The following is a 10,435-nucleotide window of genomic DNA, read 5'->3' on the forward strand; positions in this document are numbered from 1 at the left end:
GGAAATCGTGCCCTTCCGAGGGCCTGGCGTGGACAATTGGAATAACTTTTTCTTCAAGGGTCCTTCCTTAGAGTTGAGGGCGGAATGCCCGGGGGTCCGCCAGCCTGCAATGAAACAACTCCGCAACAACGTGATCCGCGCCGGGCTGGGGGCGCTCTACTTCAGTGGTGCGCACCATCTGCTGCGTCCGCTGCTCTCGGGCGTCGGCGCCATTTTCATGCTGCACCACGTGCGGCCGGCCCGCGAGGACGCGTTCCAGCCGAACCGGCATCTCGAAGTCACCCCCGAGTTCCTGCGCGCGACGCTGAACCATCTGCGCACGCGCGACATCGACATCGTCAGCATGGACGAGCTGCATGAGCGGCTGGTGCAGGGTCGGTTCGAGCGCCGCTTCGCCGCCTTCACGCTGGACGACGGCTATCGCGACAATCTGGACTATGCGCTGCCGGTGCTGCGCGAATTTGACGCGCCTTTGGCGGTCTATGTCGCCAGCGATTTCGCGGAAGGCACCGGGCGGCTGTGGTGGACCGCGCTGGAGGCCGTGATCGCCAAGGCCGACCAGATCGAGGTCAAGATCGGCAATTCCGCGCTGCGGCTCGATGCGACGACGCCGGCCACAAAGCAGGCAACGTTCGACCGCCTACACGACTGGCTGCGCGCACTGCCCGGCGAGCATGATCTGGCGCGCGAGATCGCGGCGCTCTGCACCAGGCACGGTGTCGACATGGAAGCACTGTGCCGCAGCCTCTGCCTGTCCTGGGACGGCGTGAAGCAATTGGCCGCGGATCCGCTGGTCACGATCGGCGCGCACTCGATCAGCCATTGCAATCTCGCGAGGCAGAACGAAGAGATCGCCGCGCAGGAAATGGCGGTCAGCCGCGCGCGGATCGAGCAGGCGCTGGAGCGTCCCGTGCTGCACTTCGCTTATCCCTATGGCGACCGCGACGCGGCGGGCGAGCGTGAATTCACACTGGCCGCCTCCGCCGGCTTCAAGACGGCGGTGACGACGCGGCCCGGCATGCTGTTCGCCGAGAACGCCGGCCACATGACCGCCCTGCCGCGCGTCTCGCTCAACGGCAACTACCAGGACACGCGGATTCTGCCGGTGCTGACCTCGGGCGCTGCGACTGCGATGTGGAACGGCTTTCGACGGATCGCGGCGGCGTAGTCTCCGCAATCTCCGCTGTCGTCCCGGACAAGCGCGCCCTAAGCGCGCGCCGATCCGGGATCCATACCGCGGAATCTATCGATTGCGATCGGTATCAATCCCGAACGACCAATCTTCGCCAAACATCTCCCTGTGGTTATGGGTCCCGGATCTGCGCTCCGCTTGTCCGGGACGACACCGAGTTAGTTGGACCGCGCTCGCGATACACTCGCATCCCATCGCTGCGCCTTCCTTGACTCCCCTCCCCGTCCCGCCCACAACGGGCGCCAACCAAGGGAGGTATCATGTTCAACGATCTGTTCTCGCTCAAAGGCCGCATCGCGCTCGTGACCGGCGGCTCGCGCGGCATCGGCAAGATGATCGCGGCGGGATTCCTCAGCGCCGGAGCTGCGAAGGTCTACATCACTGCGCGCAAGGCCGGCCCGTGCGAGGCGACCGCGCAAGAACTCACCGCGCAATATGGCGGTGAATGCATCGCGCTGCCGATCGACATCTCCACCGTCGAAGGCTGCGACAGGCTCGCCGGCGAAATCGTCAAGCTCGAGCCGAAGCTCGACATCCTCGTCAACAATGCGGGCGCGGCCTGGGGCGCAGAGTTCGACGAATTCCCCGAAAGCGGCTGGGACAAGGTCATGGACCTCAACGTCAAGTCGCTGTTCTTCCTGACCAAGGCACTGGCAAAGCCGCTCCGCGCGGCAGCCAGCGCGGAACGTCCGGCGAAGGTGATCAACATCGCCTCGGTCGACGGCATCTTCGTCAATCCGAGCGAGACCTATTCCTACGCCGCCAGCAAGGCCGCCGTGATCCATCTGACGCGGCGCATGGCGACGAAACTGATCAAGGACAACATCAACGTCACCGCGATCGCGCCGGGCGCGTTCAAGTCCGACATGAACCGCGCAGCGCGCGACCACGCTGACGAAGTCGCCAAGCGCATTCCGGCGCGCCGCATCGGAACCGACGAGGACATGGCGGGCGTCGCGATCTATCTCGCCTCGCGCGCGGGCGATTACGTGGTCGGCAACACCATCGCCGTCGATGGCGGCGTGGTGTATGCGAATGCCGGGCTGGAGATTGCGGGGTAGCTGAACCGGGGGACTAAGAGAGCGAGCGCGCTGGTTGATAGACGCGACGCCCTCACCTCATATTCAGTGTCGTCCCGGACAGGCGAGCAAAGCGAGCGCAGATCCGGGATCCATAATCACAGGGAGTAGTTTGGCGAAGACCTCGTGGTTGCCTGCTCGCGCCACGACCTCTCCCTGGGGCTATGGGTCCCGGATCTGCACAAACGCCTGGCAACGCTATGCGTTGCCAGGCGTTTGCTTGTCCGGGACGACAGCTGAGTATGAGGCCCGCCTACGACTCGATCTTCACGTATTCAAAATCGCCGGGCTTGTTGTCGATGCCGACTTTTGGCGGCGAGATCCAGGAGGCGAACTTGCCGGTTTCGGTGACGGGCTGCATCAGGGAGGTGATGAAGTCGCCGTCGGCCGTCGAAGGCAGCCATTCGTCCTTGCGCTTCGCCCACGTGGCGTCGTCGATCAAAATGCCGTCGGGCGTGGCGTGGACGTCCTTGAACTCGCCGATGTGACGGTGGAAGGCGACGTTCGGCAGCTTGAGCTGGAAGTCGTAGCCCGCGGTCGAGATCACCTTGTTCCAGCGCAGCATGCCCTTGACGCAATCCTGGCTGTAATCGTCGCGCAGGCGCATGTTGAGCGCGGTGAGCGCCGGCTCGTCGACCAGCTTGATCTCGCCGTTGATGAACTTGAGCACCGGATAGGTGGCGCTCTTGAGCTGGTGGTCGTCCTCGATCTGGGTCTCGTGATAGCGCCCCTTGATGCCGGCGTTGAAGGCATTGGCCGCGTTGGTCGAGACCTCCGAGCCGAACAGGTCGAGCGACAGCGTATAGTGCAGGTTCAGCTTCTTCTGGATGGTCGGCAGATCGATCACGCCGAGCGCGCGGACCTTGGCGATGTCGGTGGGATCGGTGATGCCGGCCGCCTTCATCGCATCGCAGGTGCGCTGCACGACGCGGGTGATGCCGGTCTCGCCGACGAACATGTGGTGCGCCTCTTCCGTGAGCATGAAACGGCAGGTGCGCGACAGCGGATCGAAGCCCGACTGCGCCAGCGAGTGCAGCTGCATCTTGCCGTCGCGGTCGGTGAAATAGGTGAACATGAAGAAGGACAGCCAGTCCGGCGTCGCCTCGTTGAAGGCGCCCAGCATGCGCGGCGCATCGGCATCGCCGGAGCGGCGGCGCAGCAAGTCATCGGCTTCCTCGCGGCCGTCACGGCCGAAATATTTCTGCAGCAGATAGACCATCGCCCAGAGATGGCGGCCTTCCTCGACATTGACCTGGAACAGATTGCGCATGTCGTAGAGCGAGGGCGCGGTCTTGCCGAGATGGCGCTGCTGCTCGACCGAGGCCGGCTCGGTGTCGCCCTGGATCACGATCAGGCGGCGCAGCATGGCGCGGTGCTCGCCCGGCACCTCCTGCCAGGCCGGCTCGCCATAGTGCTCGCCGAACGGCACGACGCGATTTTCTTCCTGCGGAGCAAGGAGGATGCCCCAGCGATATTCGGGCATGCGGACATAATCGAACTTGGCCCAGCCGCGCGGATCGACGGAGTAGGCAGTGCGCAAATAGACCAGCGATTCCTGGAAGCCTTCCGGCCCCATGTCGCTCCACCAGTCCATGTAACCGGGATGCCAGCCTTCCAGCGCCTTGAGCACCTGGCGGTCTTCGGCGAGATTCACGTTGTTGGGAATCTTGGTCGAGTAGTCGACGTTCATGATGTTCATGTTCATGGCCGTGCTCCTTGGTCCGTCTCGTGTCCCGGACGCAGTGCGGCGCGAAGTGCTGCACTGCCGAGCCGGGACCTATTGCTCGGTCTGTGTGGGTCCCGGTTCTGCGTCGCACCGCTTCGCGCTGCGCCGCGCCCGGGACACGAAAGTCGTTACACCCGCGTCATATCGAATTTCGGCTTCTGGCCGCTGCCGTAACGGCGCAGCGCGCCTTCCTCGCCGACCGCGTTCGGGCGCTGGAAGATCCAGTTTTGCCAGGCGGTGAGGCGCGCGAAGATCTTGGACTCCATCGTCTCGGGGCCGACGAAGCGCAGGCTCGCTTCCATGCCGGTGAGACTGTCCGGCGAGAAGCTGGCGCGCTCCTCCAAGAACACGCGGACCTCGTCGTCCCAGTCGATGTCGTCGAGCGCGAAGGTGACGAGGCCGAGTTCTTCCGCCTGCTCGGCGTCGAGGGCGGTGCCGAGCGTCGCTTCCGCGCGCTCCACGTCGGATGGATCGGCCTGGAAGCGCGATTCCAGCCGCGTCAGGCCATGGCTCATCGGATAGGGGCCGAAATTCATCGCCGACAGCTCGATCGACGGCGGCGGACGGTTGTCGCCCTGGCGCGTGCCGATCAGCATGTAGGAGCGGTCGGCGGCGAACACGAGCTCGGCGAGCGTGCCGGCAAAGCAGGAACCGGGCTCGACCAGCGTCACCAGCGTGCGCGAGGTGACGTCGATGCGCTTGAGGACGCGCTTCCAGTAATGCCTGATTTCGTTGACCAGCCAGTGCGCCTTGTTGGCTTCGAGGAATGCGTCGTGCGCCAGCACATGGGCACGATCGCCATGGCTCTTGAACACCAGCATCGCGATCTCGAGCTCGTTGATGCGCAAGTGCAGGATGGCGTCGTCGAGCTCGCGCGCCACTTGCAGCGGCCAGAACGAAGCACCCTGCGCCATCATGCCGTCGATGTCGGCGGGCGGCGCGGCCTCGGGCGCCTTGATCGAGATGGTGGCGATGCGCGCGGCACGGTCGATGTCGACGCTGACAAAGCCGTATTGGATGCTGGTGTCGCCGATGATGCGCTTGAGCGGGGAAAGCGTAATGCCCTTGCCGCTGCCCTTGCGCTTCGAGGCCGCGGCAAACTCCTTGGCACGCTCGGCGATCTTACCTTCGAGTTTCGAGTTGGGAGCGATCTCGTCGACGAGGCGCCATTGCACGGCGCGCTTGCCCTTCACGCCTTCCTCGATGGTGCAGAAGAAGTCGGCGTGGTCGCGGCGCACCTTGCGCTTGTCGACAACGCGGGTGAGGCCGCCGGTGCCCGGCAGCACCGCGAGCAGCGGCACTTCGGGCAGCGCAACGGACGACGCACCGTCATCGGCCAGGATGATGTGGTCGGTGGCAAGCGCCAGCTCATAGCCGCCGCCGGCGGCAGAGCCGTTCACCACGGTGATGAAGCGCTGGCCTGAATTCTCCGAAGAGTCTTCCATGCCGTTGCGGGTCTCGTTGGTGAACTTGCAGAAATTGACCTTGTGGGCATGGGTCGAGCCCGCGAGCATGCGGATATTGGCACCGGCGCAGAACACGCGGTTCTTGGCCGAGCGCATCACCACGACCTTCACCTCCGGGTGCTCGAAGCGCAGGCGCTGGATCGCGTCGGCAAGCTCGATGTCGACGCCGAGATCATAGGAATTGAGCTTGAGCAGGTAGCCCTCGAACAGGCCGCCATTCTCGTCGACGTCCATGGTCAGCGTCGCGACGTCGCCATCGACCGCAAGCTTCCAGTGCTTGTAGCGGGACGGTTCGGTCTGGAAATCGATGAATGTCGCGCCGCCTGCGAGGCGCCGATCTTCCCCGGCCATGGGCCACCCTTGAGCTTGATTATATGTTCTGGCGTTCACCTTTAGATGCACAATAGTGCATCTTTTGGAAGGCGTCTAGCCCTTAAGCGCTCATGCATGCACTTTGTTTCATGCAGATGGCCTAGGACCGCACGATAGCGCCAAGCGCAATCCAGTCGGCCTTGGTGAGTTGGGAACGGCCAAGCTTGGCCTGGAGCAGCGCGGTCAGTGCGGGAATCGGAAAGCTCTCGACAAAGCCGTCGCCGCCGGCCGCCGCCTTGCGCGCGCTCAGGGCACGCAACTCTGCCTGCGCATCGCCGAACAGGCGCGCGGCCGAGTGCAGCCGCTGCATCCGCAGTCGCAGATTCGCATTGGCGATATGGATGCAGGCCCGCAGCAGAATACGCTCGCGGCCGCCTTGCGGCGCTGCGGCCCACACGGCTTCCAGCACCTCCTGCGATTCCCAGAAATAGCCGCGGTCGTTGAGCGCGAGGCCGTAACGCAGCGCCGGATGCCGCGCCGGCACATAGCCGCGGAAGGCCGAGGGCACCAGCGCCTTGGCCCTGTCGAGCGTCTCGTAATCGGCGTCGACCCCGCCGGTCTCGCCCGGCACATAGGCCCATCGCGGCCACGGCAGCGGACCGATCACATGTGAAGGCACATTCACAGATGTGCCTCCACATAGTCATGCGGCGTGTCCCTGAAGTCCCTGATCGTTGCGCAGGGCCGCTCTTGCAAATTGCTCAATCGCGTCAAGCGTCGCCCCCGGCGCTTCACGATGCGGGGAATGGCCCGCGTCTGAAATGACTTTAATATCGACCGGACAATAACACTCTTCCTGCGCAATTTCGACCTGGCGCAATGTCCCATATTGGTCGTCGACGCCTTGCAGGACCATGACGGGAACGCGGATGTAGGCGAGATATTCCGAGATATCCCAGTCGCGGAATTTCGGATCGAGCCAGGCCCCGTTCCAGCCGTAGAAGGCGTTGTCGACATCCTTGTGCCAGCGCGCGAGCTTTGCCTTGAGGTCTGTGGTCTCGTACGTCGCCTTGATCGCGGCGATTGATGTCACCGATATGTCCTCGACGATGAAATGCGGTGCGATCAGCACGAGGCCGCTCAGGCGGTGATCCTGATGCGCGCCGGCATAGATCGTCGCGATCGAGGCCCCGTCAGAATGGCCGAGCAACAGGCCGCGCTTGAAGCCGATCGCGTCGAGGAGCTTCGGCAGCACGTCCAGCGCCTCGCGCTGCATGTAGTCGAGCGGCCGCGGCAGCGCGACCGGGCTCGACTGGCCATAGCCCGCGCGCGAATAGACGAAGATGCCGGCGCCGGTCGCCTGCTGCAACTTTTCGGGGAAGTCGCCCCAGAGACCGACCGAGCCGAGGCCTTCATGCAGCATGACGATGGTGGGCGCGTCCGCGACTTGCGGCGCCAGCCATTTGTATTCGAGGCTGGCACCGCCGATGCTGAGGAAGCCGGTGGGGGTGAGGTTGGTCATGCTGTCACTCTTCTTCCGTCGTATCCAACGTGGGACGCGATCACGCGCCACACGCTCAGTCGTTCCCTCCCCCCTTGCGGGGGAGGGCTAGGGAGAGGGGTGCCACACGGGGACTCGCGGTGTGACGAAGAACGTAGCGCGCGCGACGACGAATACCGTTTGCTGGGCTACCCCTCTCCCCCGCCCTCCCCCGCAAGGGGGGAGGGAGCGCAGTGGAGATTGCCGCCATTGCATGAGTTATGCGCTGCACGGTCACACTCAATTCGCCCCTTCCCGCAGCTTGAACCGCTGGATCTTGCCCGTCGCCGTCTTCGGCAGCGACTCCACCACGTCGATCCAGCGCGGATATTTCCACGGGCCGATCTTCTGCTTGACGTGCTCCTTCAGCATCTCCTGCAGCTCCGTCGTCTTTGCACCGGGGCGCAGCACGACGTAGGCCTTCGGCTTCAAGAGCCCTTCCGGATCGGCCTCGGGCACGACGGCAGCTTCCAGCACGGCCGGATGCGTGATCAGCGCGCTCTCGACCTCGAAGGGCGAGACCCAGATGCCGGAGACCTTGAACATGTCGTCGGCGCGGCCGCAGAAAGTGTAGCGGCCCTCCGTGTCGCGAATGTATTTGTCGCCGGTGCGGGTCCACGGGCCCTCGAAGGTGCGGCGGCTCTTGTGGCGCTGGTTCCAGTAGCCCTCGCCGGCCGAGGGCGCGTCGACCAGGAGCTCGCCAACCTCGCCGTCGGCGACGTCCTGACCGGCCTCGTTGACGAGCCGCACGGCGTAGCCCGGCACGGGCTTGCCGGACGAGCCGTATTTGATGTCGCCGGGAGCGTTCGACAGGAAGATGTGCAACAGCTCGGTCGAGCCGACGCCGTCGAGAATGTCGACGCCGAACCGCGCCTTCCAGCTGTTGCCAACGGATTCCGGCAGCGCCTCGCCGGCGGAGGTGCAGATGCGCAAGGCCTTGCCACCGCGCTCGCCCTTCATCGCCTCGTCGTTGAGCATCGCCGCGAACAGCGTCGGCACGCCGTAGAAGATGGAAGGGTTGTAGCGGTTCATCAGGTCGAACATGCGCGCCGGCGTCGGCCGCTCGCTGTTCAGGATCACGCTGGCGCCGACCGACATCGGGAAGGTCAGCGCATTGCCGAGACCATAGGCGAAGAACAATTTTGCCGCGGACAGGCACACGTCGCTCTCGCGGATACCGAGCACCTGCTTGGCGTAGGTGTCCGCGGTCGCCTGCAGATTCGAATGCAGATGGCGCACGCCCTTGGGCATGCCGGTCGAGCCTGACGAGTACAGCCAGAACGCCGGCTCGTCGGGGTGCGTCGCGGCGGTGGCGAACTGGTCGCTCTCGCCGGCGATCTCCTCCGCAAGCTGCTTGTGGCCATTCTGCTTGGCGCCGGAGACCACGACATGCTCGAGATCCGGCATGCGGCCGACCACGTCCTTGATGACGGGATAGAGCGCCTCCGACACGAACAGCACGCGGGCGCGACAGTCGGCGAGAATGTAGGCGTACTGGTCGGCGGTGAGCAGCGTGTTGAGCGGCACCGGCACGATGCCGGCGCGGATCGCGCCCAGGAACACGATCGGGAAGTCGACCGTATCCAGCATGATCATCGCAACGCGCTCCTCGCGGCGGACGCCGAGCCGGCGCAGCATGTTGGCGGCGCGGCGGGTCTGTTGCTGGAGCTCGCCATAGGTGAGCCGCGAGACGGTGTCGTCGAAGACGAGCTTGTTGCCACGCCCCTCCTCGACGTTACGGTCGAGCAGCCAGGTCACCGCGTTATAGGATCCCTCGCTCACGGACATCTCCCCCGAATTTAGAATTATAATTCATAGAAAGACACTCCGGCGGCTTGCTGTCAATGCCAGCAGGCACTATGTTTCATTAAAACGCGCCGCAGGACCTTTCAAGAAGGCATCCGCTAAAGAAGGCTCATGACCGACAGTCCCGACGCCGAATCCCGCTTCCTCGAACAACTCGGCCAGCGTGTGCGCACCATGCGCGCGCTGCGCGGCATGTCGCGAAAAGTGCTCGCCAAGGTGTCAGGGATTTCGGAGCGCTACATCGCGCAGCTCGAGAGCGGCAAGGGCAACGTCTCCATCGTGCTGCTGCGCCGCGTCTCCGGCGCGATGGGCGCGCATCTCGAAGACCTGCTTCCCTCAGCCGATCCGACGCCGGACTGGCAGATGTTTCGTGATCTCTTGCGCAAGGCGACGCCTGCGCAGATCGCGCAGGCAAAAGACCTGCTCACTGGGGGCAGCGCATCCGCGCCGCGACGCGCGCCGTTCTGCGGCATCGCGCTGATTGGCCTGCGCGGCGCCGGCAAGTCGACGCTCGGCCGGATGCTGGCGAAGAAGATCGGCTGGAGCTTTGTCGAGCTCAACAAGGAGGTCGAGCAGCAGAACGGGCTCTCGGTCGCCGAGATCATCGCGCTCTACGGCCAGGAAGGCTTTCGCCGCATGGAGCAAGCGGCGCTACAACAGCTGCTGGCGCGCAACGAGCTGATGGTGCTGGCGACCGGCGGCGGCATCGTGTCGGAGCCTTTGACCTTCGACCAGATCCTGACCTCGTTCTACACGATCTGGCTGAAGGCCGAGCCCGAGGAGCACATGGCGCGCGTGCGCCGCCAGGGCGATCTGCGCCCGATGGCGGATGATCGCTCGGCGATGACAGAGCTGCGCAACATCCTGCTCAGCCGCGAGCCGCTGTATTCGCGCGCGACGGCGGTGGTGGATACGGCGGGGCTGTCGGTCGATGCCGCGGCTGCGCGCCTGATCGACGCGGTGCGGCCGGTGCTGCAGAACGAAGCCCGCAGCTTCGGGCTGCGCAGCGTGGCGCTGTAAGGCAAACAGCCAGCTCCGATCCTCGCTGCGTTCCCTCCCCCCTTGCGGGGGAGGGTTAGGGAGAGGGGTCCACACGGGGACTCCATCGTTCGCGCAACGCGCTTCTTCTTCGCAACACAAACACCTTTTCCTGGGCTACCCCTCTCCCCCGCCCTCCCCCGCAAGGTAGGGCTATCGCATATGGGCAAGGACGGTGAGGAGGAAGTCGTTATTCCATCTCGCCTGGAGCATTTTGTGGCTGATGCGGGCCGGACCAGGCGTGGCTTGCAGGGCATTGATGGCCAGCTTGCGGAT

General features: G+C 64.6%; 8 protein-coding genes. 3 read left to right on the top strand and 5 right to left on the bottom strand.

Going from position 1 to position 10,435, the window contains the following annotated elements:
* The first annotated feature begins 109 nt into the window (after positions 1 to 109).
* Both JQ635_RS37990 and JQ635_RS37995 read left to right on the top strand, forming a co-directional pair.
* A complete protein-coding gene (locus JQ635_RS37990; protein ID WP_211414877.1) occupies positions 110 to 1,168 on the top strand; it encodes a polysaccharide deacetylase family protein in 1,059 nt (352 codons plus the stop codon).
* 284 nt (positions 1,169 to 1,452) lie between these two features.
* Positions 1,453 to 2,253, top strand: a complete 801-nt coding sequence (locus JQ635_RS37995; protein ID WP_211414878.1) for an SDR family oxidoreductase — start codon at positions 1,453 to 1,455, stop codon at positions 2,251 to 2,253.
* Positions 2,254 to 2,524: 271 nt separating this feature from the next.
* Here JQ635_RS37995 and boxB read toward each other — a convergent pair whose 3' ends face one another.
* The 5 genes from boxB to JQ635_RS38020 form a co-directional block, all read right to left on the bottom strand.
* A complete protein-coding gene (boxB, locus tag JQ635_RS38000; protein ID WP_211414879.1) occupies positions 2,525 to 3,976 on the bottom strand; it encodes a benzoyl-CoA 2,3-epoxidase subunit BoxB in 1,452 nt (483 codons plus the stop codon).
* A gap of 149 nt (positions 3,977 to 4,125) precedes the next feature.
* Positions 4,126 to 5,814, bottom strand: a complete 1,689-nt coding sequence (boxC, locus tag JQ635_RS38005) for a 2,3-epoxybenzoyl-CoA dihydrolase (RefSeq protein ID WP_211414880.1) — start codon at positions 5,812 to 5,814, stop codon at positions 4,126 to 4,128.
* A 121-nt stretch (positions 5,815 to 5,935) separates the two neighbouring features.
* The gene (locus JQ635_RS38010; RefSeq protein WP_211414881.1) at positions 5,936 to 6,460 is read right to left on the bottom strand and encodes a DUF309 domain-containing protein; all 525 of its coding nucleotides are present in this window, start codon (positions 6,458 to 6,460) and stop codon (positions 5,936 to 5,938) included.
* Positions 6,461 to 6,478: 18 nt separating this feature from the next.
* Positions 6,479 to 7,297 (bottom strand): alpha/beta fold hydrolase, encoded by an 819-nt coding sequence (locus JQ635_RS38015; protein ID WP_211414882.1) that lies wholly within the window; start codon positions 7,295 to 7,297, stop codon positions 6,479 to 6,481.
* Between the two features lie 258 nt (positions 7,298 to 7,555).
* Positions 7,556 to 9,097: a benzoate-CoA ligase family protein gene (locus JQ635_RS38020; RefSeq protein ID WP_211414883.1), complete on the bottom strand. Its 1,542-nt coding sequence runs from the start codon at positions 9,095 to 9,097 to the stop codon at positions 7,556 to 7,558.
* A gap of 135 nt (positions 9,098 to 9,232) precedes the next feature.
* Between JQ635_RS38020 and JQ635_RS38025 the strand changes: the two genes are divergently transcribed.
* The gene (locus tag JQ635_RS38025) at positions 9,233 to 10,141 is read left to right on the top strand and encodes a helix-turn-helix transcriptional regulator (protein WP_211414884.1); all 909 of its coding nucleotides are present in this window, start codon (positions 9,233 to 9,235) and stop codon (positions 10,139 to 10,141) included.
* The last annotated feature ends 294 nt before the right edge of the window (positions 10,142 to 10,435 follow it).

Source organism: Bradyrhizobium iriomotense (assembly GCF_018130765.1).
GTDB lineage: Bacteria > Pseudomonadota > Alphaproteobacteria > Rhizobiales > Xanthobacteraceae > Bradyrhizobium > Bradyrhizobium iriomotense_A.

Excerpts from the sequence above, each read along its gene's own strand:
- JQ635_RS37990 (WP_211414877.1), top strand. The coding sequence starts at position 110 with ATGAAACAACTCCGCAACAACGTGATCCGCGCCGGGCTGGGGGCGCTC.
- JQ635_RS37995 (WP_211414878.1), top strand. The coding sequence starts at position 1,453 with ATGTTCAACGATCTGTTCTCGCTCAAAGGCCGCATCGCGCTCGTGACC.
- boxB (WP_211414879.1), bottom strand. The coding sequence starts at position 3,976 with ATGAACATGAACATCATGAACGTCGACTACTCGACCAAGATTCCCAAC.
- boxC (WP_211414880.1), bottom strand. The coding sequence starts at position 5,814 with ATGGCCGGGGAAGATCGGCGCCTCGCAGGCGGCGCGACATTCATCGAT.
- JQ635_RS38015 (WP_211414882.1), bottom strand. The coding sequence starts at position 7,297 with ATGACCAACCTCACCCCCACCGGCTTCCTCAGCATCGGCGGTGCCAGC.
- JQ635_RS38025 (WP_211414884.1), top strand. The coding sequence starts at position 9,233 with ATGACCGACAGTCCCGACGCCGAATCCCGCTTCCTCGAACAACTCGGC.